Annotated in this window: 34 protein-coding genes; 8 read left to right on the top strand and 26 right to left on the bottom strand. The window is 69.7% G+C overall.

Features of this window, described 5'->3' with window-relative positions; translation table 11 throughout:
• Window positions 1–2: 2 nt before the first annotated feature.
• The 6 genes from ABZ234_RS03925 to ABZ234_RS03950 all read right to left on the bottom strand — a co-directional run bounded on the left by ABZ234_RS03925 (window position 3) and on the right by ABZ234_RS03950 (window position 1,998).
• Window positions 3–359, bottom strand: coding sequence for a hypothetical protein (locus tag ABZ234_RS03925; protein WP_355010935.1), 357 nt, complete (start codon window positions 357–359; stop codon window positions 3–5).
• A 46-nt stretch (window positions 360–405) separates the two neighbouring features.
• Window positions 406–690: a hypothetical protein gene (locus tag ABZ234_RS03930; RefSeq protein WP_355010936.1), complete on the bottom strand. Its 285-nt coding sequence runs from the start codon at window positions 688–690 to the stop codon at window positions 406–408.
• 70 nt (window positions 691–760) lie between these two features.
• Entirely contained in the window at window positions 761–1,057 is a 297-nt protein-coding gene (locus ABZ234_RS03935; RefSeq protein ID WP_355010937.1) for a hypothetical protein, read from the bottom strand.
• Window positions 1,054–1,332 carry a hypothetical protein gene (locus tag ABZ234_RS03940; protein ID WP_355010938.1) on the bottom strand — a complete coding sequence of 93 codons (279 nt, stop codon included), beginning with the start codon at window positions 1,330–1,332 and terminating at the stop codon, window positions 1,054–1,056. Before ABZ234_RS03940 ends, ABZ234_RS03935 begins: the two co-directional genes overlap by 4 nt.
• A gap of 74 nt (window positions 1,333–1,406) precedes the next feature.
• On the bottom strand, window positions 1,407–1,682 hold the full coding sequence (locus ABZ234_RS03945; protein WP_355010939.1) for a hypothetical protein: 276 nt from the start codon (window positions 1,680–1,682) through the stop codon (window positions 1,407–1,409).
• Between the two features lie 31 nt (window positions 1,683–1,713).
• Complete coding sequence (locus ABZ234_RS03950) at window positions 1,714–1,998, bottom strand: hypothetical protein (protein ID WP_355010940.1); 285 nt, start codon at window positions 1,996–1,998, stop codon at window positions 1,714–1,716.
• A gap of 132 nt (window positions 1,999–2,130) precedes the next feature.
• On the opposite strand from ABZ234_RS03950, the gene ABZ234_RS03955 reads away from it, so the two are divergent.
• Window positions 2,131–2,388, top strand: a complete 258-nt coding sequence (locus tag ABZ234_RS03955; protein ID WP_355010941.1) for a winged helix-turn-helix transcriptional regulator — start codon at window positions 2,131–2,133, stop codon at window positions 2,386–2,388.
• A 47-nt stretch (window positions 2,389–2,435) separates the two neighbouring features.
• On the opposite strand, the gene ABZ234_RS03960 is transcribed toward ABZ234_RS03955, so the two are convergent.
• The 17 genes from ABZ234_RS03960 to ABZ234_RS04040 form a co-directional block, all read right to left on the bottom strand.
• Window positions 2,436–2,621, bottom strand: coding sequence for a hypothetical protein (locus ABZ234_RS03960; protein WP_355010942.1), 186 nt, complete (start codon window positions 2,619–2,621; stop codon window positions 2,436–2,438).
• Complete coding sequence (locus ABZ234_RS03965) at window positions 2,618–3,388, bottom strand: site-specific DNA-methyltransferase (RefSeq protein ID WP_355010943.1); 771 nt, start codon at window positions 3,386–3,388, stop codon at window positions 2,618–2,620. The genes ABZ234_RS03960 and ABZ234_RS03965 overlap by 4 nt, the downstream gene beginning before the upstream one ends.
• Entirely contained in the window at window positions 3,385–3,693 is a 309-nt protein-coding gene (locus ABZ234_RS03970) for a hypothetical protein (RefSeq protein ID WP_355010944.1), read from the bottom strand. The genes ABZ234_RS03965 and ABZ234_RS03970 overlap by 4 nt, the downstream gene beginning before the upstream one ends.
• A 66-nt stretch (window positions 3,694–3,759) precedes the next feature.
• Complete coding sequence (locus tag ABZ234_RS03975) at window positions 3,760–4,350, bottom strand: hypothetical protein (protein WP_355010945.1); 591 nt, start codon at window positions 4,348–4,350, stop codon at window positions 3,760–3,762.
• 215 nt (window positions 4,351–4,565) lie between these two features.
• Window positions 4,566–4,856: a WhiB family transcriptional regulator gene (locus ABZ234_RS03980; RefSeq protein WP_355010946.1), complete on the bottom strand. Its 291-nt coding sequence runs from the start codon at window positions 4,854–4,856 to the stop codon at window positions 4,566–4,568.
• A gap of 26 nt (window positions 4,857–4,882) precedes the next feature.
• The gene (locus tag ABZ234_RS03985; RefSeq protein WP_355010947.1) at window positions 4,883–5,455 is read right to left on the bottom strand and encodes a hypothetical protein; all 573 of its coding nucleotides are present in this window, start codon (window positions 5,453–5,455) and stop codon (window positions 4,883–4,885) included.
• A gap of 65 nt (window positions 5,456–5,520) precedes the next feature.
• Window positions 5,521–6,384 carry a hypothetical protein gene (locus ABZ234_RS03990; protein ID WP_355010948.1) on the bottom strand — a complete coding sequence of 288 codons (864 nt, stop codon included), beginning with the start codon at window positions 6,382–6,384 and terminating at the stop codon, window positions 5,521–5,523.
• Between the two features lie 199 nt (window positions 6,385–6,583).
• A complete protein-coding gene (locus tag ABZ234_RS03995) occupies window positions 6,584–6,796 on the bottom strand; it encodes a hypothetical protein (protein ID WP_355010949.1) in 213 nt (70 codons plus the stop codon).
• A 20-nt stretch (window positions 6,797–6,816) separates the two neighbouring features.
• Complete coding sequence (locus tag ABZ234_RS04000; protein WP_355010950.1) at window positions 6,817–7,230, bottom strand: DUF4326 domain-containing protein; 414 nt, start codon at window positions 7,228–7,230, stop codon at window positions 6,817–6,819.
• On the bottom strand, window positions 7,227–8,228 hold the full coding sequence (bet, locus tag ABZ234_RS04005; RefSeq protein WP_355010951.1) for a phage recombination protein Bet: 1,002 nt from the start codon (window positions 8,226–8,228) through the stop codon (window positions 7,227–7,229). Before bet ends, ABZ234_RS04000 begins: the two co-directional genes overlap by 4 nt.
• Window positions 8,228–9,172, bottom strand: a complete 945-nt coding sequence (locus ABZ234_RS04010) for a lambda-exonuclease family protein (protein ID WP_355010952.1) — start codon at window positions 9,170–9,172, stop codon at window positions 8,228–8,230. Before ABZ234_RS04010 ends, bet begins: the two co-directional genes overlap by 1 nt.
• Window positions 9,169–9,576 (bottom strand): helix-turn-helix transcriptional regulator, encoded by a 408-nt coding sequence (locus ABZ234_RS04015; protein WP_355010953.1) that lies wholly within the window; start codon window positions 9,574–9,576, stop codon window positions 9,169–9,171. Before ABZ234_RS04015 ends, ABZ234_RS04010 begins: the two co-directional genes overlap by 4 nt.
• Window positions 9,573–9,806, bottom strand: coding sequence for a hypothetical protein (locus ABZ234_RS04020; RefSeq protein ID WP_355010954.1), 234 nt, complete (start codon window positions 9,804–9,806; stop codon window positions 9,573–9,575). The genes ABZ234_RS04015 and ABZ234_RS04020 overlap by 4 nt, the downstream gene beginning before the upstream one ends.
• A complete protein-coding gene (locus ABZ234_RS04025) occupies window positions 9,803–10,051 on the bottom strand; it encodes a hypothetical protein (protein WP_355010955.1) in 249 nt (82 codons plus the stop codon). Before ABZ234_RS04025 ends, ABZ234_RS04020 begins: the two co-directional genes overlap by 4 nt.
• The gene (locus ABZ234_RS04030) at window positions 10,051–10,383 is read right to left on the bottom strand and encodes a hypothetical protein (RefSeq protein WP_355010956.1); all 333 of its coding nucleotides are present in this window, start codon (window positions 10,381–10,383) and stop codon (window positions 10,051–10,053) included. The genes ABZ234_RS04025 and ABZ234_RS04030 overlap by 1 nt, the downstream gene beginning before the upstream one ends.
• A gap of 84 nt (window positions 10,384–10,467) precedes the next feature.
• Window positions 10,468–10,749: a helix-turn-helix domain-containing protein gene (locus ABZ234_RS04035; RefSeq protein WP_355010957.1), complete on the bottom strand. Its 282-nt coding sequence runs from the start codon at window positions 10,747–10,749 to the stop codon at window positions 10,468–10,470.
• Complete coding sequence (locus ABZ234_RS04040) at window positions 10,746–10,964, bottom strand: helix-turn-helix transcriptional regulator (protein ID WP_355010958.1); 219 nt, start codon at window positions 10,962–10,964, stop codon at window positions 10,746–10,748. Before ABZ234_RS04040 ends, ABZ234_RS04035 begins: the two co-directional genes overlap by 4 nt.
• A 199-nt stretch (window positions 10,965–11,163) precedes the next feature.
• Here ABZ234_RS04040 and ABZ234_RS04045 point away from each other — a divergent pair, with 199 nt between their 5' ends.
• Window positions 11,164–11,655: a hypothetical protein gene (locus ABZ234_RS04045; protein WP_355010959.1), complete on the top strand. Its 492-nt coding sequence runs from the start codon at window positions 11,164–11,166 to the stop codon at window positions 11,653–11,655.
• A gap of 415 nt (window positions 11,656–12,070) precedes the next feature.
• On the top strand, window positions 12,071–12,247 hold the full coding sequence (locus ABZ234_RS04050) for a hypothetical protein (protein ID WP_355010960.1): 177 nt from the start codon (window positions 12,071–12,073) through the stop codon (window positions 12,245–12,247).
• 1,335 nt (window positions 12,248–13,582) lie between these two features.
• On the opposite strand, the gene ABZ234_RS04055 is transcribed toward ABZ234_RS04050, so the two are convergent.
• A complete protein-coding gene (locus ABZ234_RS04055) occupies window positions 13,583–14,794 on the bottom strand; it encodes an AMP-binding protein (RefSeq protein WP_355010961.1) in 1,212 nt (403 codons plus the stop codon).
• A 296-nt stretch (window positions 14,795–15,090) separates the two neighbouring features.
• On the opposite strand from ABZ234_RS04055, the gene ABZ234_RS04060 reads away from it, so the two are divergent.
• Window positions 15,091–16,134 (top strand): aminoglycoside phosphotransferase family protein, encoded by a 1,044-nt coding sequence (locus ABZ234_RS04060; protein ID WP_355010962.1) that lies wholly within the window; start codon window positions 15,091–15,093, stop codon window positions 16,132–16,134.
• Window positions 16,135–16,179: 45 nt separating this feature from the next.
• Here ABZ234_RS04060 and ABZ234_RS04065 read toward each other — a convergent pair whose 3' ends face one another.
• Window positions 16,180–16,449: a DALR anticodon-binding domain-containing protein gene (locus tag ABZ234_RS04065; protein ID WP_355010995.1), complete on the bottom strand. Its 270-nt coding sequence runs from the start codon at window positions 16,447–16,449 to the stop codon at window positions 16,180–16,182.
• Window positions 16,450–16,664: 215 nt separating this feature from the next.
• On the opposite strand from ABZ234_RS04065, the gene ABZ234_RS04070 reads away from it, so the two are divergent.
• The 4 genes from ABZ234_RS04070 (at window position 16,665) to ABZ234_RS04085 (ending at window position 20,128) form a co-directional block, all read left to right on the top strand.
• Window positions 16,665–17,195, top strand: a complete 531-nt coding sequence (locus tag ABZ234_RS04070) for a hypothetical protein (protein ID WP_355010963.1) — start codon at window positions 16,665–16,667, stop codon at window positions 17,193–17,195.
• Window positions 17,192–18,412 (top strand): histidine kinase, encoded by a 1,221-nt coding sequence (locus tag ABZ234_RS04075; RefSeq protein ID WP_355010964.1) that lies wholly within the window; start codon window positions 17,192–17,194, stop codon window positions 18,410–18,412. Before ABZ234_RS04070 ends, ABZ234_RS04075 begins: the two co-directional genes overlap by 4 nt.
• A complete protein-coding gene (locus ABZ234_RS04080; RefSeq protein ID WP_355010965.1) occupies window positions 18,409–19,080 on the top strand; it encodes a response regulator transcription factor in 672 nt (223 codons plus the stop codon). Before ABZ234_RS04075 ends, ABZ234_RS04080 begins: the two co-directional genes overlap by 4 nt.
• A gap of 127 nt (window positions 19,081–19,207) precedes the next feature.
• Window positions 19,208–20,128: a 2-dehydropantoate 2-reductase gene (locus ABZ234_RS04085; RefSeq protein WP_355010966.1), complete on the top strand. Its 921-nt coding sequence runs from the start codon at window positions 19,208–19,210 to the stop codon at window positions 20,126–20,128.
• A gap of 70 nt (window positions 20,129–20,198) precedes the next feature.
• On the opposite strand, the gene ABZ234_RS04090 is transcribed toward ABZ234_RS04085, so the two are convergent.
• Window positions 20,199–20,858, bottom strand: a complete 660-nt coding sequence (locus ABZ234_RS04090; protein WP_355010967.1) for a hypothetical protein — start codon at window positions 20,856–20,858, stop codon at window positions 20,199–20,201.
• Window positions 20,859–20,873: the final 15 nt, after the last annotated feature.

A 20,873-nucleotide genomic window follows, 5' to 3' on the forward strand; every position in this document is an offset into this window, starting at 1 on the left:
GGTTAGGTGGTGGGCGTTGCCGTGGCGCGGAGAGCGGCGAGCATCCCGTCAGCGAGGTCCGCCTTCGCGACGACCACGGACTCGTTGGCCGTGATGGAGTCCAGGACCCCACGCAGCCGGTCCACTTCAGCAAGGAGTGCTGCGAGGTCGCGCGGAGCGTGCGCGATCAGGTCCGCGACGTGCTCCCCGTAGTCGGCCACGGTCGCAAGGTGCCCGGCCTGCGGGTGGTCGGTGGCGTAGGAGACGGTCCAGCCGTCGTCGGAGTCGTCGTAGCTCCAGTCGGTGCCGAAGTGCGCGACGAGGGCGAGGCGTTCACGGATGGCGTCGGTGTCTGTGGTCATGGCGCTCTTGGTGCTCACGGTGTCTCCTAGGCGTCTTCGTGGTCGGGCTGGATCTCGTAGGGGTTCATCGGGCCTCCGGTGCGGTGGTGGCCTTCCGCAGCCGCCTGTTCTCCGCCTTCAGTCGTCGCACCTTCTTCTCCAGCTCCTCGCAGTCCTGGAGGGCCTCCCAGTGCCTGGAGGCGAGGAAGCGGACCAGCTCACCCACCGCCCACTCGGACGCCTTGTCGATCTCCGAGCGGGACGGCGGCATCGGTGGGGCTTCGGGTACGCGCCCGGACACGAGGCCGGCGCCGATGGCGTCGCGGACCTTGGCCCTGAGGGTGCGCTTCTCGTCTGGGGTGATGTCCACCGGGTCTCCTTCGTTTCGGTACGGTGGTCGCGGGCCCCGGGAGCTACGACCTTCCGGGGCCTCTGTCGTGTCAGGTGGTCGCCATCAGGCGGGTTTCGGAGCACCGGTCGCAGTGCTCCTCGCGGACCCCAGCGGCCCTGTCGGACCGCCCGGACCACCACTCGTGGCCCTCGCGGGCGCACTTCCGACGGGCGGTGTCGGTCGCGCAGAGCAGCACCTCGCCGTCGAAGGACCACCCCCACTCGGCGACGAGCTTGGCGATGGCCTCCTCGGCGGTGGCGTAGTGCGGGACGTAGTCGGCTTCAGCCCACGGCTCGCAGTCGGGGGTGTCGCAGTCGGCGACGAAGCAGGTGATCGGGCGGATCACTCGGGCACCTCGTCGGCATAGCGGGGCGCCCACTCGGGGCAGCCCGTGACGGGCAGGGCGTCGATCTCCAGGAGGCCGGCGAAGCACCGCGGCTGCGGCGGCAGGTCGACTTCGGGGTCCTGGTCGTAGTTCCAGCAGGTCTTGCAGCCGCGGTTGTCGGGGTTGCGCCAGCAGCGGCCGATGTGGGCGACGGCGGCGGCCTGCTTGGCGTGGCCGCGAGAGCAGTGCGGGCACACGTAGCGGGTGACTCGGATTTCGCGGGGGGCGGTCTTCATGCGGTCTCCTTGTGGTTGGCTGGTGGCACGGGACGCCCCTGCTTGGTACGGGGGCGTCCCGTCGTGCTTGCGGGTCAGGCGTCGACGCGGACCAGGGGCCCGTAGAGGCTGTTGACGAAGCGGAAGCTCATCTCGGAGTCGCCGTAGCGGACGGCGCTGTGCGCCTTGCGGACGTAGTCCTTGCGCAGGACGTCCTTCCACAGGTCGCCGCTGGCGTCGAGGTAGTAGGGGTAGCGGTCGGCGTCCCAGTCCTCATTGGTGCGGTCGATGTCTCGGAGGGCGGCGACCTGCTGTTCGGGGGTGGGCATGCTTGCGGCGGCGATGCGGGCGGCGGTGTTGTCGGTGCTCATGTCGTGGCTCCTTGGGGGTTCGGTGCTGCGGTCAGTTGATGACGGTGACGGTCTCGGAGACCTTGATGCCGATGGACTCGAAGAACGCCTTCGCCTTCTCGGGGGTGTCCGCTTCGGCGGCGGTCGGGGTGGCCTTGCGGACCTTGGGCTGCCAGCAGGCGCACGCTCGGGTGGCGGGGTCGATTTCGGTGTCGCAGTACCGGCAGCAGAGCGTGTTGCCGAGCGGGTACCCGCCGCGGAGCCCGGAAGCGATGAGGCGTCGGCGGGCGGCGAAGTAGCCGCCGAGGCTGCTGTCGGCGAAGCTGATGACGGCCATGCGGCCCTCCTTCGTTCGGCTGGGCTGCTGCCCTGCTGATGACTCGACTCTAGGTTGCGGAAGCGACTTCCGCAAGCCTATTCCGGAAACGACTTCCGGAAGCTATCCTCATGAGTGTGGGACACTCTCCTCATGCGAAAGGACGACACCGTGGAAGCCCTCCGTGAAGCCGTCAAGCTCCGCCAGGAGCACGACGAAGGCGCTGCCAAAGCCCGCAAGGACATCGATCGCCTTGTCCTGGAGCTGCTGCAACAGGACCCGACGCGGGACCGTGAAGAGCTCGCTGAGATTGCTGGGCTGAGTGACCGCACGGTCCGCGCGATCGCGAAGGCCGGCGGGATTCCGCCCTTGAAGCCGGGTGGCGTGGGCCGCCGCGTCACGAAGGGCTGACCTGTTCTGCCCATCAACCCGCCGCCGTGCGGGCTTTTCGGCGTGCCTCACGGCCACAGCCCGTCGGTGCGCGCCATCTTCACGAGCCCGGCGGCCTTGGGGTGGTTCTCGGCTTCGAGCATGAGAACCAGCTCCCGCGCGAATCGCTCCCGCACCGCCTGGTCGTGCTCGGCATCGGGGTCACGCTGAGACGTGGTCGCGGGGGCGCGGAACGGGTCGTAGGTGTGGGTCATGCCGTCACCTCGAACGGCAGGGCGGGCTGCGCGTCGATCTCTGACAGCCGCTTCGCGGCCAACTCCGCGTACTCCTCAGAGGCCTCCACCCCGATCGAGCGCCGGCCCGACTCCCGGGCGGCCACCAGGGTGGAGCCGGACCCGGCGAACGGGTCGAGCACCAGGCCGCCCAGCGGGCACGAGTACGCGACCAGGTGCTCCAGTAGGCCCTTGACCGGCTTCTCTGTCGGGTGGACCGCGGACCCGTGCATCGAGCGGGCATACAACACCGACCGAACCAAGATCGTCCCGTCCCTCACATCCACCGACGCCCTCTGCGCCCCGTGGTGCTTGGGGTCTCGCCCTGCCCGGAGAACACCGCGTCGAGGCTCTCCGCCCGCGATGCGTGGCACAGCGTGGTGCACGTCCGCCCAAGCCCCCTGATACCAGTGCGTGACGGTCTCATGCACTCGCTTGAACCGGTCCGACGCGAACCCGCTGCCGTTGTGCTTCTCCCACACCACGTCTTGAGCGAACTTCCACCCGGCTTCGGTGAATTCGTGCCAGCGGGGCCCGAACACGCGCCAGCTCCCGAAGCACCACAACGCAGGGGCGGTCGCGGCGGCCACTTCGAGCCATCCCGCGGGCCACCGGTCCCAGGCGAGGGAAGTCTCCCCGTAGGGCGGGTCCGTGATGACGGCGTCCGCGGTCAGGTCGAGTGCGGGGAGCACCTCGCGGGAGTCGCCGAGGTAAAGGGTGGTGTGGGAGTCGGTGTAGTAGGGGGTCATGCCGCCCTCCCCTGCCACACCCGAACGGGGTGGCTGTGCGTGCGCGGGTCCGTCGAGGCGACGTAGTCAACCGGGCGGATCAGGCCCCGCCGCGCCGCCTCCCGAAAACGCCCTCCGATCGCCGCCGGACGCAGGCCTTCAGGAAGCTGCGACCTGATGGAGTTCGCGGAGAACCGCTCCCCCGTCGCCGCGTGCTGGGCGATGAGCCGGTCGAGCTGGTCGATGGCGGACGGTGCCGAGGCGGCGGTTGCCCGTGCCATGCCCTCCTCGGCGAGGGCGTCCGCGATGGTGAGCTGGGTGGTCATGTCCCCTCCTTGGGGTGGGGCCCGCCGTGCCTATGGCGATCCGAAGACACGGCGGGCGGTCTGGGGTCAGGCGGCGGCGCGGTCGGATTCCAGACGCCGGCGCCACTCACGGGCAGCGGCGGAGATCAGCGGGGACCGGTCGCCCTCGGCCTTGTAGGCGGTGGAGCAGCGGCGCAGCTCCTCGTCGTCCATGGCGTCCACGCGGCGGGACAGCTCCGCGGCGAGGTCCGCTTCGGACAGGTCGATGAGGTCGTCATCCCACGCGAGCGGGGGAAGCCACCCGCGCTGCTCGGCGGCGCGGCGGGCCAAAGTTGACGACACCGACGCCGGGGGCGTGCGATTCCAGTACTGGTCATAAAGCCGCTGAATCTTCGCCGCCGTGCGTGCCGCAACGCCGCTGTCGCCACGCACAGCCCCGTGCAGATCCCCCGGGACCATCCCGATCTGCCGGGCCTGCCACACGATCGACCAACCCAGTACCGCGAGCGCCTGACAGCGCCGTCGGGTACCGGAGGCGTCGATGCGCGACAAGGTGTCGGGAGGTGCCGTCGGAACGGGCACGCTGAGGATGCTCTGGGCCCTCTGCTGTGAGATCCGGCGGGAGGGCGGGTAGCCGTTCATCGAGTACAGGAGCCGGTTCACGGCCATGTAGCTCACCCCGGACGCCTCACTGATTCCGGCGAGGCCAAGGCCAGCGTCGAGAAGAGCACGGGCATGAGCACGGGCAGGATCGGCGTCAACGAGGTCGGTGGTGGGGCGCCCGTAAGCGCGCTGGCGGCGGTAGTGGTCGACGCTTTGGCGCTGAGCCTCAATGCACTCGGGGCGTCGGCACCCGCCCTTGTAGCAGGACGGGGTTCCGTGGGTGCGTGCCATTACGCAACCTCCTTGACGCGCCGCTGGCGGTTGCGTCGCTCGGCGATGCGTTCGTCAGCGGTCATGCCGCCCCATACGCCGTGCTGGCCGACGGGGCCGGGTTCGAGTGCGTAGTCCAGGCAGGTGGTGCGGACGGTGCACGTGCCGCAGATGGTTTTGGCGCGCTCCTCGCGAATCTCCCGATCGGCCTTGCGTTCCCCGTGCTGCCCGAAGAACAGTTCCAGGGGCTCGTCGGCGCAGCGGCCGAACGTCTGCCAGCGCAGGTGGGAGGCGTCAGCGACGAGAGGCATGCCCTTGGGTGCGGTGCGGATGTGCTTCACCGGGTCACCTCCGAGTCGCCTCCGAGCGTCCACGTCGGCCACAAGACCTTGTCCAGGCGAGCGACCTGAGCGGCAGGCAGATCCACCACCGGATGCCCCAGCGCCTGCATCCCGGCGGCGCGCAGCCACCACGCGTCGACCTGGTTGTCGTCGGCGATGTCCAGGCCCGTCCGCTTGTACAGGGCCATGCGCATGTCGGGCTTGGTCGCGTTGCCCTTGCCAGTGGCGAACGCCTTGAGGGTCGCTGGGGTAATAAGGGCATAGGGCATCAGGCGGCTGACCAGCTCCGCCCGGACGGCTCCGTGGACCATGCCGAGGATGGCCAGTGCGTTGGCTCGGACCGGAGGCAGGTCCTCAATGACGACAAGGTGTCGTTCGCCCTCGAACATGGCCAGGGTGATGCTGGCTTCCGCGACGGCGGCGGCGATCTCGGGGAGTCGTCGGTCGCCCTTCTGCTTGGGATTGATGGTGCTGGTTTTGGCTTCGGGCGTGCAGATTCCGGTGGCGGAGATGCTGAGGTCGGCTCCGGTGACCCTTGGTGGGGCGTCGGTGTAGGAAGTGACGGTCACGGTGTGCTCCTGCGTGTGGGGTGGGCCGCCCCGTGCCCCCGCATCGGGGCGGCCCAAGGGGGTGGTCAGAGGGAGTCGAGCGCAGCGCGGATCTTGTCGGCGCCGTGGATCTTCACCAGGTCGGAGACCATCTCCGGCATGCCGGGCGCGCCTTCGGGGAGGTCACCGCCGAGCTGGACGATCGCGACAGCCATCGCTTGGTGCCAGCGGACGACACGGCGATAGTCGGCCTCCGCGGCGGCGCAGCTCGCCCTCAGCTCGGCGACGTCGACGGTCTCCTCCAGGAGTGCTTCGGCGAGCTCGGTGTGCTCGCCGCAGGGAAGGCGAAGCGCGACGTCGCGTCCGTCGGTGGTGGTGCACAGCACCCACGCGCCGTCCTCCTCGACCACGACGGACTTCGTCCAGCGGGCGGACACGGCGGGGACCCCGTCGAGCGCGGCCTCAGCGGCAGCGATCGACCCGGGGAACACCTCCTCGTCGCCGTGGAGGTCGGGGCGGTTAGTCAGCGTCAGGTCGCGGATCGCCTCGGTCGGGGTGTACGGGGTGCCGGGTGCGTCGCTCGCGGCCCGCATCGCCGCTTCCCGCATGTCCTCGACGCCCTGCGAGTAGGACCGGGCCAACTCGGCGCGGAGCCGCTCGATCTCCTCGGCCAGCTCTTCCGGGGTCTCGTACACGGCGGGGGTCGTCTCGTCCTGTATGTCGGCGTAGAACTCGGCCATCGGGGGCTCTGGGGTTGCCGCGGGGTCGGAGGTCTCGTCGTCGTGCACGAGGGTGAGCGGCCCGTACTGGGACAGCACGTGGTCGTAAGAGCGAATGCAGCCGCTCTCGTCCACCAGGTCATCGCCGAACGTGCCGGGTACGGTCTCCCAGATGTCGCCTCCGGCGTCGCGGTACCGCTCGGGCCTGGTGATCTTCTGCTCGGGGGTCATCGCTTGCTCCTTCGGGGGGTCTTGATGCGGATCGTGTGGGCGCCGACCTGCTGGTCAGGCCAATGCCGTGTGCCCTCCTGCGAACCAGCGCACTGCGGGTCCTCTGCGAGCCGGGCCCGGTCCGACGCCCAGTGGCGGGGCAGACGGTCGTCCGACCGGACCGTGAGCGTCTGCCCGCACACCGGGCACTGCGCGGCGGTCACCGGTCGCCCCCGATCGGGTGCAGCGGGGACAGCTCGGACCCGGGGTGGCGGCGGATCCACTCGTGGGAGCCGCCGAACGTGGAGTAGCGGATGCCGTGGCCGACGCGAGGCTGGTCGCAGAACCCACACGGGCCATCCGCGCGCGTCGCCAGCTTCGGGGCGGAGGCAGGCACCAGCTGGATCGGGCGCTGGCGGAGCAGAGTGACCATCTGCGCAGGGGATGGCCTCATCACGCACCGCCATTCGCGATGGCCAACAGCACGTCTGTGGGGCACTCCCGCTCTGGGGCGCAAGGGCACATGAGGTCTTTGCCAGCCAGTTCGGTGCGGGCCTGTGCCACGAATCGTGGGTCCCTCGCCAGCTCCCTCAGGTCGGCCACCCACAGGTCCGAAACGAGCCACAGGGCCTCGCGCGCCCGGCCGATCCCGGTCTTGACGGTGCGCCCTGCGGCGTCGATGACCCGGAACCGCAGGTCCTCCCTGACTACCGGGCGGTTGATGTCGGTCGGGAAGTAGCTCTTGACCTGGTAGGGGGATCCCCACGCCGACTTCTTGCCGACCCAGAGAGTGTTCTCCGGCATCCGGAACTTTCGGCCTTTCCGGTGGGTGTCCAGCGAACCCTGAACGCGTGCGGGTGTCCTCATGACTCGGCCTCCCACTCCGCGCGCGCGGTGGCGTCCTCGTCGGGCGTCGTCTCCACACCCCACGGGTCGGCTTCGACGATCTCGGCGTCCACGACCTTGGGCTCCTCGCGCAGACGCTTCTCCTCGACCAGTGCGTCGATGACCTTCTCTGCCTCCGCGGCCGTCAGCAGCGTCGTCATCGGCACTTCGCGGCCCGTCGCCGCGGCGTACAAGGCCAGGCCGTCGTCCTTGTCGAACTTCAGGTCGCGAACGCGTCCGGCGATCTCGGTCTTCTGCTCGCGGGTGATCATCGGCTCCGACGAGGGCGTGTACATCGCGACCTGCTTGGCAGCATCGGCGGTCTGGATCGACTCCCCCGCCTGCCCCACGCCCGGCTCGACCTCGACGGTCTCCCGCTCGGTCTCCTCCGGCGTGTAGATCCCGGACAGGTCCTGCGGGAACGCAGCCTTCAGAGCGAGTGCCTCGGCGACCTTGCTGATCATGTGCGCGGGCTTCGACGCCCACAGGGCCATCAGTTCGCCGCCCTTCTTCCGGGCGGCGTACTCATCGAACAGCGCCACCGACACCGTGGGCTCGCGAAACCCCTGCTTGTACACCCCACACCGGGCAGCGACCGGCGGGTTCTTGCGGTCGAGCCACACGTCCCGCCACACGCCGTCCTCGCCGCACCAGCTGATCGGGGTGCGACCCTCGTACCGGCCGGTGCGCTCCGCGATGACCCGAAGGCCGTCGATTCCGGCCTGGATCGTGTACTTGTAGGTCTCCTCGCGGGTGCGGGGGTTCCACTCCTTGCGGCCGATCATGTAGATCTGCCGGGCGAACGGGTCCAGGCCCGTCCTCTGGGCGTAGTGCAGGAACACGATCTGGTCGCCCTGCGGGGCGTCCGCGATGCCGATCTGGCTGAGTGCGGCCTGCTGCTGCCCGGTCCACTCGGTCTGGTGGGGGTCGAGTGCGAGGGCGCCGACGGTGGACACGGCGATCTCGGTCGTGGTGGTCATCAGGCGGCCTCTTCCTGCTGGTCTTGCGTGTTCGTGGGGGCGGGCATGTTGGGAAGCTTGCGGCCGGCGACCAGGTACGGGTCGCCGTCTCCGCGGGACTGCCGGTTCGCGATGGTGATGCCGAGGTAGCGGGCGCGCTTGGCGTCGCCCATGCGGTCTGCGAGGACGGTGCGCTCGTACTGCTCGCGCTCCTCCGCCTGCTTGAGCGCGTTCTTCGCGGAGCAGTACGCAGCCGCTTCGGCGTAGGTCAGTTCGACGTCGCCGCCGTTGATGCGCGGGTGGAGCTGGCGCACGGTCTCGTAGGTGTTCTTCGCGCCGTCGAAGTTGGGCGGCGTCTGGAACATGAGCGAGTCGAGGAACTCTTCGGCGCGGAACCGCAGGATCGCCCCGGCGGTGTCGTCGTGGCGGACCGTGTAGTGCCGGAACTCCAGGCGGGCGGTCAGAACGGCGACGTGAGCGACAGGAAGACCGAGCGTGTCCATGTACCACTGGATCTGCGTCCGGTAGTAGAGGGGGATCTCGTCGGTGCCGGAGTGGCCCCACGTCTCCGCGTCGTCCTGTCCGTCGGTCTTGATCTCCAGGACTCCGATGACCGTGCCGTCCTTGACGATCAGCCCGTCCGGGTTGGCGAGCTGATAGTCGCGTTCGGCGTGGGTGTACGTGCCGCCCGTGACAACCTCGTACTCCGGGTTCTGGTCGGCCCACCAGCGGCGGATGCCGTCCTCCAGGTAGTGGCCCCGGGACTGGGCGTCCGTCGTCTCGCTGTCGGTGACGAGCCCGGCCTTGAGGTGCCACAGCCGGTACGGAGACACCCACGGGGAACGTCCGAGGACAGCAGCCATGTCGGACCCGCCGAGTCGGGTGGCGCGGGCGGCGTGCCACTCGGGCGACCCGGCAGGCCACGATCCGAGGAGACGGCCGGTGGGGGTTTCGAGAACGGTCACTGGTCTTCTCCCCTCGCGATGCGGGCGGCGGTCCTGTACGCGTGCCGCATCGCGGCGACGGCGCGGCCTTCGGGGGTGTCGGCGTCCTCGGGGAACAGCGACTCGGGATACGCCTCGGTCAAAACCTCGATGTCGCGGGCGACCCGCTGGCGAATCACGCGCTCAATCAGCTCGGACTCGCTCTCCATGGGGTCTCCGCTCTCCAGCCGCGTGAGGGCGTCATGGATGCGGCGCTTGACCCTGTTGCTGATCTCGTGGGTGCCACGCTCCAAGTTGCTGACCGTGTTCCGGGAGATATCGGCCATGTCCGCGAGCTGGGCTTGTCCAACCGTTGGCGTCAGTGCCGTGCGCCGGGCCTTCACTTCCTCGCCGAACGTCAGGGCGGGGATCGCTTCGTCGGTCACCACTGCACCTCCTCGTCGGAGTCGATCGGGAACGGGTGGTCGGCGCGGATGATGTCGCGGTCGGGGAGTTCGGCAGCGGCAATGTCGCGGGCCGCGAGTGCCTCCATGGCCGGGTCGATCACCGCAGGCTCCGGGTCGGTGTCGAGGAGGGCGATCTTCCACAGGTCATCGGCGGGGTGACCGCCGCCCCACAGGTCGGTCATGAACGCGACGAAGACGTGGTCATTCATCGGCCTGCCTCGCATCCCTTGTCGTGCGCGACCGCGTGCTCCGTGGTCTGCGCGGGGTCGATGAACGCCTCGAAACGGACGCCACACCGGACGTGCCGGTAGCCGAGGTGGTCCTCGTCCCACACCCACCGGCGCTCGGTCTGAGCGGTGGGAAGCGTCGCGTGGTAACGGGCTTCAGCGGCGGCCTCACTACGGTGCTCACGCACCCGGCGGCGGGCCTCAGCGGCAGCGGCTTCCTGAGTCATCACGCCACCTGCACAGACGCCGCGACAGTCACACCCGAACGGTCGTAGTCGTGAACGGTCACCGACATCAGCCACCCGCCGGCGCGGCACGGCAGCGGCGACACCGGCGCGTCCATGGCGCCCGCGAACGCGTCGATGAACTCACGGCGGGCCGCCTGGTCAGCGGAAGTGGAGAGAGACACGTACACGAGGGGGGCGCCACAGTGGCGGTTGTTCACGGACACGACCAAGTCGCGGTGGAACTGCCACTCGCCGAGCTCGGCTGCGACCTGCTGTGCGAGGTCGAGGATGCGCGTCGCGCTGATGGTAAGGGTGTCGGTAAGGTGTTTCACGGCACTGTCCTTTCGTTGAGGTTCTGGTGCCTTCGCCCTCGCCGGGACCGCAGATCCGGGCGGGGGCATCTTGCGTTCAGGGGGTCAGGCCGTGCGGCCCCGACGATTCGGGCCACGTGCACCCGACTTGGGCTTCAGCTGAGTCACGGTCGCGATGTCGGCCGGACGGGGCTTGCGCCGCGACTTCGGCTCCTCCGCGTGGAGCGCGATGATCTGCTCCACCTGCTCCTCGGTGAACCGGATGTAGCGGGGGCCGAGCCGTGTGCAGGGAATCTCTCCGGACTGGCACTTGCTCTGGAGCCACCGGGCTTTGATGCCGAGCCGGTCGGCGACTTCCTCTCGGGTGAGCAGGCGCTTCGCGCTCATGCCGCGTCTCCTTCTTCGAGCAGGTCTTCGTCAGAGGCGCCGAGCGTGCCCTTGATCCGGTCGTAGACCTCTCCGGAGCACTGCCACCGGCCGGTCTCGATGCCGTAGATGTGCCATCTGCTGCATTCGGCCTGCTCAGCGAGCGCGGCGACCGACATGCGAGCTCTCTCGCGGATGCTTCGGAGCTTGGCTCCGTCGACTGTCTGACTGAGCATGGCTCCAACGTACATGTACTTTGTAGCAAATTGGAGTCCTACTGATCAGTAACATTGGATTACTTGGGATCAGATGCACGTGCAGAAGCCACCCGATAGCAAGCTGTAGCCACCAGGGGGTAGGCAAGGCTCCCCTCAAAGTGCCAGTATCACGGGGTCAACCTTGGAGTACATTGGAGAAGTTTGTAGTGTGGACACTATGACTGACCAGCGCAAACAACTAGGCAATCTCATCGACGACCACATACTTGCCTCCGGGAAGGAGTATCGGACCGTCGCAGCAGAAGCAGGCGTCAGTGTCGAAACCCTCGGCAAAGCCCGTCGCGGCGAAAAGATCAACGCTCGCAGCCTGCGCAAGATCGAGTCCGCCCTCGGGTGGGCGTCGGGGGCCAGCGACCACATCCTCGCGGGCACCACACCGCCGACCAGTACAGACCCCGGCCCGCTCAGGGTGCCGCGCGGGGGCCGCCCCCCTATAGAGGACACCGATCCTGAGCTTCGTCTTGAAGGCAAAGCTCCGCTCCGCGACGGCGAGGTCCTTGAGGCGTGGGTGCGTGACGATGGCCAGTGGCACTACCACTACGCCGCAGAAGATCTCGATCTGCGCACAGCCTTCGAGGCGGGGCTTCCTCTTGAAGACGCCGTTCGCAAGCTGCGGGCGATGGCGGCAATTCACCGATCCGACATGTGAACCGGCTGACCTCGGTCAACGTCTTACGACTAGCGGCACACGACTCCCATGGGTGCCGCTCTTTCCCATGCCCCATATCACCACTCAGGGCGTTTTGCCTGGTCAGACTAGGTAAAATCTATCCCACGGCGGCGGCTGCGACTTTACCTTCACCCCTCCTGTCCCATACCGTGCCTTAACGGCCAAAAGGCCAGCAGCTCCGACCTCTTCCCCCGGGGCCCTTCTCGACAACGACGTGAGGATGGTCCGGATGTACACCCTGCCCGACCCGCCCGATGACCCTACGATCCCCTTCAGTGTCCAGGTCGTAGACCTGACTGACTCCGGTGCCCTGGCCTCGCTCGCTGAGACCGCAGACGGGCTCACGTGGTCCATCCAGGACCACGCTCCTATCGCACGGACGTCCGTCGAGGCCGTGCACACCCTCCCTGCCCCCGCACTGCTCGCCCTCTGTATCGCCTTCGGCATCTACGCCCCTCTGGACGCGATCCGACGCGACCCCGTCGGGCTCCTCGGAGAGCTCGCGAAAAGGCTCGCCACCCCCGAGGTCATCCCGGAGTGTCTCCGACGCTCCGCCCACCGCAGGGCATAGAAAAGCCCCGGCACACCACGGCCGGGGCTTCTTCGCGTCAGGGCTCCCGTGCGTCACTCCAGCAGGGCATCATGGAGACATCCACCCCCGAGGAGAGCGATGTACGCAGAGAAGCTGGTGAAGTCGTGGCGGGCGTGCTGGAAGACCGCCGCCGGCAAGGTGGAGAAGCAGAGCGGATTCCCCACCAAGAAGAAGGCGCTCGACTTCGCCAGAGAGCAGGAAGTCGAAGCCGCCCGCCGCGGCAGTGCGCGCTCCGACGCCTCCCAGCTCCTCGTGCGTGACTGGGTCGACGAGTGGTACCCCTCCCTCGACCTGGAGCTGAACACCCTCCTCGGGTACGAGTCCAGCCTCCGCAACCACATCCTCCCCCGCTGGGGCGAGACGCGGATGCGGGAGCTCGCGAACTCGGATGCGCAGATCAAGGTGTGGGCGAAGTCCTTGCACGACGCCGGGTACACCTACCGGACCGCAACGGGAATCGTCAGCCTCCTCGGCACCCTGTGCTCCGACGCCGTCGACGCAGGACTCATGCACCGCAACCCCGCTGTGGCCCGGCGAGGACGCGGCAAGTACACCTCCCGCCGCGAAGACACCACCCGCCCGGCCACGATCATCGACCCGGCCACCGCGCTCCTCATCGCCGAACGCGCGTCCGTCCTCACGGGCCGAGATGACGAGTTCATCCTCTTGACGACCATGTTCTACACGGGCATGCGCATCTCGGAGACGATGGCTGTTGAGCTGGGGTCCGTCAGTGGTAAATACCGACTCCAGAGGCAGCTCACCCGCGGCCGGAAGACGAAGGTCTTCTACAGCAAGGGGCCGAAGTTCGACTCCAAGAGGGTCATTGACATCCCCGACTTCCTCCTCGACCTGTGGCGGCTCCAGTCCCGCCAGGTTGTCCACCACGATGTGCCCAACGGCGCCCGCTGGTGCCCGTGCGGGGACGAGGTGCCTGAGAGCGAGAGGCACGCCCCAGGCGTTCATCTGTTCGCCGGAGACGTGTGGCACCACTGGGACCAGACTGCGTTCCGGTACCGACTGCTGTACCCGGCGGCGTGGGGGCGTTTCTACCCGGGGATGGCCGGCGAGAGGCCCGTCTACCAGTCACTGCGCGAGGATGGCTCCCTGCCGGGGCCGTTCGACTGGGACAGCTCTCGCGTCGGCGAGGAGCGCGCTGAGGCTGCGGTGGCGTGCTGGGCTCCGATCGCCCCGGACCTGACCCCGCACGGTCTTCGCCACTCACACAAGACCCTCATGGAGGAGCTGGGCACGCCCAAGCCTCTGATGGACGAGCGGATGGGCCACAAGGACCACACGGTGGCGGGTCGGTACTCACACCCCACGGACGTGATGCGGGAACACCTTATGGAGGGGCTGACGTCGTCGTGGGAGGCCGCTCTGGAGAAGCGGCGGGCGATGGGCGTGGAGTCGACGGTGTCCGTGGTCAGGGCCCTCCTGGGGGCATCTTCGGGAGTCCGCTCCAGATCCACTCCAGATCGAAAGCCTCGACTCCAGACTGCATCTCGGGGTAGAGTGGCCTAAAGCCCTTGCTGTACTGGGGTTTTGCGGGATCAGCTTAGGCGACGCGGAGTCGACTGGGACAGTCATTTGTAACTGCCCGAAGCAGTTGTAGAACCCCAGTCCGGGCAGGGCGCTCCGCAGTCTCTCCAGCACCGGCCCCGGCATGACCGACGCCCCGTAGTAGGCCTTGCGCAGGCTGGACAGGTCCCGTCCGCCGAAGTCCGGGTGGTTGGCCATCGCCACCCACAGGGTCGGCGCCGCGAAGAACGCCCCGTGCCGCCCCTCCTCGATCCTGCGCAGCAGGTCCGCCGGGTCGGGCGCCTCCACCAGCGTGTTGGCAGCGCCTACCGCCAGCCACGGCATTAGGAAGACGTGCATCTGGGCGCTGTGGTAGAGCGGCATCGCGTGCAGCGGTGCGTCGTCGGCCCGCAGGTCCAGGCCTGCGACGCACGACAGGTACTCGTGGACCAGCGCCCGGTGGGTCATCATGGCGCCCTTGGGGCGGGAGGTGGTGCCGGATGTGTACAGGAGCTGCACCAGGTCGGTGTCGCCGACCTCCGTGTCGAGCTCGGGCACCGGGCCGTCCAGGCAGTCGGCGAGCAGGGAGCCCGGCCCGTCGCGCAGTTCCAGGACCTGCTCGACCCCGGTCTCCGCGCGCAGGTCGTCGACGGCCGACCGCAGGGCGGGGTCGACCAGGGCGATCGTGCTGCCCGACTGCCCCAGGAGGTAGGCGAGCTCCTCCCCCCGGAGCGCGTAGTTGATCGGTACGTGGACCAGTCCCGACCGGGCACAGGCCAGGAAGCCGATCAGGTAGGCGTCGGAGTTGCGCCCGTAGGCGGCGACGCGGTCCCCCTTGACCGCGCCGAGGCCGAGGAGCCGGGCAGCGGCCCGCGTGACGGCCGCGTCCAGGTCGGCATAGGTCCAGGTGCGGTCGTCGAAGGTCAGCGCGGTGGCGTCGGGCGAGCGGGCCGCGCTGCGGCGGAGGACGCCGTCGACGGTGCTGGATGTCGTTGAACCGTTCATGCCCCTGTTTTTCCGTCGGTCGGTGAGGCCCCGGGGCCTCCGGCACGCCCCATCCTGGAGGGCGGCGGGGGCCGGGGCAACCGTTCGGGGCGTTCCCGGGGGACGGGCCGCGACACGCGCCCCGCGCCGCGGCGCGACTCCCTGTGGGAACCGGCTCCGGCACCGGACCGAGGTCGGGATCGACCGCGTTCGCCCTGCGCTCCCACCCCTGGCTGCGCACCTGGCGCAGGACTCGACGAGGCACACCATGAGGTATCACTGGATCTCGAGACCCGGTTGTCAGGAGACCAGCGCACATGTGCCTACACCCGTTCCCTTCGGCTGTCGCTGCGGTGCTGCACGCGCATTACGCCCAGTCCGGCGTACGTCTTGAGCGGGTTCGGGGCGGTCACAGCACACAGAACTTTCGTGCGGTGAATGACGAAGGCACAAGCCTGTTCGTCAAGGTCTACCCGGACAGCACAGACCTCGGTGCCGAGCGCCGGGCGATCGAGCTGACGCAACGGGCTGGTGAACACGGTGTGCCCACGGCTCTTCCTCGTGTGTCAGTGGACGGCGAGACTCTCACCCGCGTGGGATCGACGGTGCTATCGGTGTGGGAGTGGGTGCACGGGCACACCGAAAGCGGTGGGTTCTCCCCCACACAGCACACCGTGGTGGGTCGAGCCCTGGGCCGGATCCACACCGTGTTCGCCCACCATCAGCTGAGCGGTACCGCCTCCCCGTGGGTACAGGACTGGTACGAACCGGGCCTCGACTCCGTGAGGGAGCGCGCCAGGGCTCTCCTGGAGCTGATCGGAGGCCGCGATCAGCACGAGGAGTTCGACTCTCTCGCCCACACCACGCTCAACGAACGGCTGGGCATGCTGGCGGAGGTTCCCGACCTCTTGGCCGGCGTGCCTCGTGACCTGAACACACAGGTCCTGCACGGCGACTTCACCGCACCGAACCTGCTGTTCGACGGCGACGACCTGGCAGCGGTGGTCGACTTCCGCCCCCCGGTGCCCTACATGCTCGCCTTCGAGCTCGGGCGCATCGCCTTCGACCCACGCACTGTGGCACTGGATGAGCGGTGGATCGACTCGGCCGCCCGGCTCGTAGCCGCGTACCTGGACGCGAACCCGGCTGTGGCCAGGCGTGATGTGTTCGCCTGCGGTCGGGTGGCCCTCATCCAGATGCTGCGGAGTCTGTACGGCGTCGAGCAGCACTACCTGGCGCCGGACCCCGACCAGCAGGGGTTGGACCGGTTCTGGGAACTGCGACAGCAAGCGGCCGAACGTTTGCTGAGGAACCTGGGTGAGGTCGAGTCGATGCTGGGCGGTGTCTGCTCGACGCGTTGACCGCGGCCGGGGCGGTCCCGGTGCGTGCCCGCCCCGGTCTTTGCGTTACAGCCGCTGGGGTGACTGGATGCCGAGCAGGTCCAGGCCTCGCTCCAGCACGGCGGCGGTGTGGGCGGAGAGCGCCAACCGTGACTCGCGCACCGTGCCTCCGGACGTGAGCACCGGGCACTGCTCGTAGAAGCCGCTGAAGGCGGTGGCCGGCTCGAACAGGTACACGGCCAACCGGTGCGGCTGCAAGTACTCCGGAGTGGCGCCCATCGCTTCGGGGAAGCTCGCCAGTTCCCGAGCCAGGCGCCTCTCTGCGGGCTCGACCAGCGTTACGGGTGCGCCCCGGCATCGCTGGGCACGCGCCGACCCTCATCGGGAGTCGCGTAGGGGCGTGTACTCCCCGGGATGTACGCACGCCCTCCGCGGCGGTTCCCGTCCTCCCGGTGGCGCAGCCGGGAAACGACACTCCGGCACGACGACCACGCGGGAGCGGAGCGGGAGAGTGGGTGACGCGTCCACACCACCTCACCAGGAGGCCCGCCATGAGGAACCGCCCCGAGCCGACGCCCACCACCGCGACCCGACGGCTCCAGGTTCTCGTCGCCGTGTGCTCGGCGGTCTTCGTCCTCGGCACGGTGCTCCACGCCTTCACCGTTCTGGACACAGCGCTGGTCGAAGCGATGATGCGGGAGGCCGGAGGGGCGGACCCGGAAGGTGCGGCTCCCGGCTTCACCCTGGGGCTGCGCACCGTGGGCTGCTTCTACGCGGTGGGCAACGCTGTGGGACTCCTCGCCTTGGGGTCCACCTCGGGCGCCGTGTGGTGGATCGTGCTCGCGGTGAACTCCACCCAGGCGCTGGGGTTCGTTCTGATCCCCACAGCGATGTGGACGACCGCGGCCGAGGTCCACGGGCTCCCCGGCCTCCTGCCGACCGCGGTCACCGACGGGGGCGCGGCCGCTCTCGCCCTGGTGATGACCGCTTCCATGGTCCGGCGCCGGACCCTGTGGGGGCGGAGCCGCGCGGACCGGCTTCCGGGCACCGCCGCCCGTCCCGATGTATCGTCCACCCCATGATCCGAGCGGTGTTCGCACGCTTCACCGCACCCGAGCTCCGGGTGTCGGCGGGATGGCGCTCGGTATTCGGCCTGCTGCTCGCGGCCTTCTGCGTCGCCGCCACCCTGAGCACGCCCGCAGCTGCCCCCGTACGCCCTCCGGACGCCCTCGGCCTCGCGCTGCTGGTCGTCCCGTCCCTGGCCGCTGGATGGACGACCGCCGCTCCGCGTGCGGTCCTCACCCTGACATCGTTCGCGGCGGTGGGCTTCTACGCGCTCGGCTACTCCGGAATCTTCGCCCCGGCGCCGGCCACGACCGCCGTCCTGGGCGCGGCCTCGACCGGGTTCGGCATCCAGGCCCTGGCGGCCGGGGCCGCCGTCTGCGTCGGCTCCTTCGTCGCCGGGCTCGCCCACGGGTTGGCTCCGACCACGGCGGCGGTCGGCCCGGGGTGGGTCGCCGGTTGGACGCTCGCGGCCTGTGCCGTGGGAGAGGTGCTGCGGCAACGCCGGCTCCTGCGGGAACAGGAGCGTGCACGAGCTGAGGACGCCGCTCGCCGTGGCGCCGAGCGCGAACGCCTGCGCATCGCCCGCGAACTGCACGACTCCCTGACGCACAGCATCTCCGTCATCAACGTGCAGGCGTCCGTGACCGCGCACCTCCTCGACCGGGACCCCGGCCGCGTTCCCGCCGCCCTCGACACCATCCGCGCTGCGAGCGCCGACGCCCTCCGGGAACTGCGCTCCACCGTGGAGGTGTTGCGACGGATCGACCCTGACGGCGCTCCGGGGACGGAGCCCGCTCCGGGCCTGTCCCGACTGCCGCTCCTGGCCACACGCTCCCAGGCCGCCGGTTTGGAGGTCGAGGTGGCCGACGGGCTCGGCAGGGCGCCGCTCGCGCCGGAGGTGGACCGGGCGGCCTACCGCGTGGTCCAGGAGGCCCTGGCCAACGCCGCCCGGCACGCCCCCGGGTCGCGGGTACGGGTCGAGGTCGCCCGGGACCCGCACGCCCTCCGTGTCACCGTCACCAACGGCCCCGCCGGGTCTGCGCCGTCCTCGGGGACGTGGGCAGGTCTGGATCCGCCCTGGGCCGTACCCGCGCCGGGCGGCGGGACGGGGCTGGTCGGCATGCGCGAGCGCGTCGACGCACTCGGCGGGGAGCTGAGCGCCGGTCCCCACCGCGGGGGCTTCTGCGTCCACGCCGTTCTGCCCGACCCCGGACACAAGGAGACCTCCGCATGACCATCCGTGTCCTGCTGGCCGACGACCAGCCGCTCATCCGCGCGGGCTTCGCCGCGCTCTTGGACTCCGAACCGGACATCGAGGTGGTCGGCGCCGCCGCCGACGGGACCGAGGCCGTGGCCCTGACCATCCGGCTCGTTCCCGATGTCGTGCTCATGGACGTCCAGATGCCCGGCACCGGGGGCATCGAGGCCACCCGTGGGATCGCGGCGGACCCCGGTCTCGCCGGGGTGCGTGTCGTCATCCTCACCAACTACGCGCTGGACGCCTACGTCTTCGAGGCCCTGCGCGCGGGGGCGTGCGGTTTCCTCCTCAAGGACACCGAGCCGACCGAACTGCTGCGCTCGGTGCGTGTGGCGGTCGAGGGTCAGGCGCTGCTGTCCCCGGAGATCACCCGCAGGCTCGTGGCCGAGTTCGTCGCCCGCCCTCCCGTTCCCGTGTCCCTCCCCGACCTGGAGGCGCTGACCCGCCGCGAACGCGAGGTCCTCGCCCTCGTCGGGTGCGGTCTGTCCAACACCGAGATCGCCGAGCGGCTGGTCATATCCCCCACGACCGCCAAGACACATGTCAGCCGGGCCATGATCAAACTGGGCGCCCGGGACAGGGCGCAGCTCGTCGTCGCGGCCTACGAGAGCGGTCTGGTCTCCGCGCGCCGCGAGAACCTCTGAGGGACGACTCGGCGAGCACGCCGCGGCGCGACTGCGCGTGACCGGGGGGCGACCGCTTCACCCTTGCCCACAAGCGTCCCGTGGTCATACGTTTTGCGGTGTTCACAAGACACCGGGTGGGAGAAACATGAAGATCCTTGTCGTGGGTGCCGGGGCCGTCGGCGGCTACTTCGGCGCGCGGCTGGTCCAGGCGGGCCGGGACGTCGACTTCCTCGTGCGGCCCGCGCGCGCCGAACTCCTCCGGGAGCGGGGGCTGGTCCTGCGCGGTGTGGACGGCGGCGTGGAGAAGGTCCCCGTGTCCGCGGTGACCGCGGACGGGCTGGGCGCGGACTACGACCTGGTCGTCCTGGCCGTGAAGTCGTACGGGTTCGAGGCGGCGCTCGCGGACGCGGCGCCGGCGGTGGGGCCGGACACCGTGGTCCTGCCGTTCCTCAACGGCATGCGGCACATCGACGCCCTGGTCGAGCGGTTCGGGGCCGACCGGGTGTACGGCGGCGTGGCCATGGTGATGACCCGGTTGGACGGGGACGGCGCGATCGTCGAGGTCGGCAGGATGGGCCGGCTGATCTACGGGCCCCTCTCCGAGCATCCCGTGGCGGCCCCGGCCGACGTGCACGCCGCCCTGGACGCGGGCTCCTACGCGGCCACCCTCACCCGGGCCCCGCTCCAGGAGCTGTGGGACAAGTGGGTGTTCCTGGCGACCCTGGGCGCGTGCACGTGCCTGATGCGCGCGCCGATCGGGGCGGTCAACAGCGCGCCCGGCGGCCAGGAGTTCACGTCCGGGATGTTCGCGGAGGCCATCGCGGTGGCCACGGCCGCCGGGTACCCGCCCGGTCGGGACGCCCGGGAGCGGGCCGACGCGATCATCGCGGACACCACGGCGACGACCACCACCTCGATGTACTGGGACCTGACGCAGGGCAACCCGGTGGAGGCCGACCAGATCGTCGGGGACCTGGTCGCCCGGGGGCGCGAGCTGGGGGTCCCCACCCCGCTGTTCTCGCTGGCCTACACCGCCTTGAGCGCGTACGCGGCCGGACGCGCCTGACCGTTGCCGGACGGCGGGGCGGGCGCCCGCCCCGCCGTCCGGCGCCGACCGGCGGGCCGCCGGCACCGCGTCACAGCGGGGGCAGGGCGGCGTGGCGCAGCGCGCCCACCCACATCTCGTCCCCGGCGAACCGGCCCACCGGGTAGCGCTCCAGCGCGCAGTGGTAGTGCTCGTGCCAGGCGTCGTGCAGGACCACGACCGTGTCCGGGCCCAGGTGCTCGGAGGCCGAGAGCAGGCACCGCCGCCGCATCCGCCCGTCGACGAACACCACGTCGAACGGTGCGCGTCCGGCCGGGTAGTCCACGTAGGCGTCCAGGTCCACCCCGCGGTCCACGGGGTTCTGCGCGGGCCGCAGACGGGTCCGGTTCCAGCAGACCGCCGTGACGCGGCTCGTTCCCGGCAGTCCGGGGACGGTCAGGACGGCGCCGTCGTCGGGGTAGCGCACCTCCGATCCGGGACGTTCGGTGAGCGGGGGCAGCACGTGTTCGTCGAAGAACGCCCTGTCGTACTCCAGGGCCGTCCACTCATGGACCGCCCCGCGCTCCGCGAGCAGGCGTGTGAATTCCACGGTGCTCTGGCCCGACCCCCACTCCAGCACGCGCAGAGGGCCGTGCCGCCGCGCGGCGAACTCCAGGACCGCCAGGAAGAGCTCGCCGTCCCCCCGACTCATCCAGGCATGGGGGCTGCGCGCCTCACGCCAGGCCCCGGGCCGCAGTCCGCTCGTGTCCATCAGTCTCTCCTCGTC

The sequence above is a fragment of the Nocardiopsis sp. NPDC006198 genome (assembly GCF_040613895.1).
In the GTDB taxonomy this organism is placed as follows: domain Bacteria; phylum Actinomycetota; class Actinomycetes; order Streptosporangiales; family Streptosporangiaceae; genus Nocardiopsis; species Nocardiopsis tropica.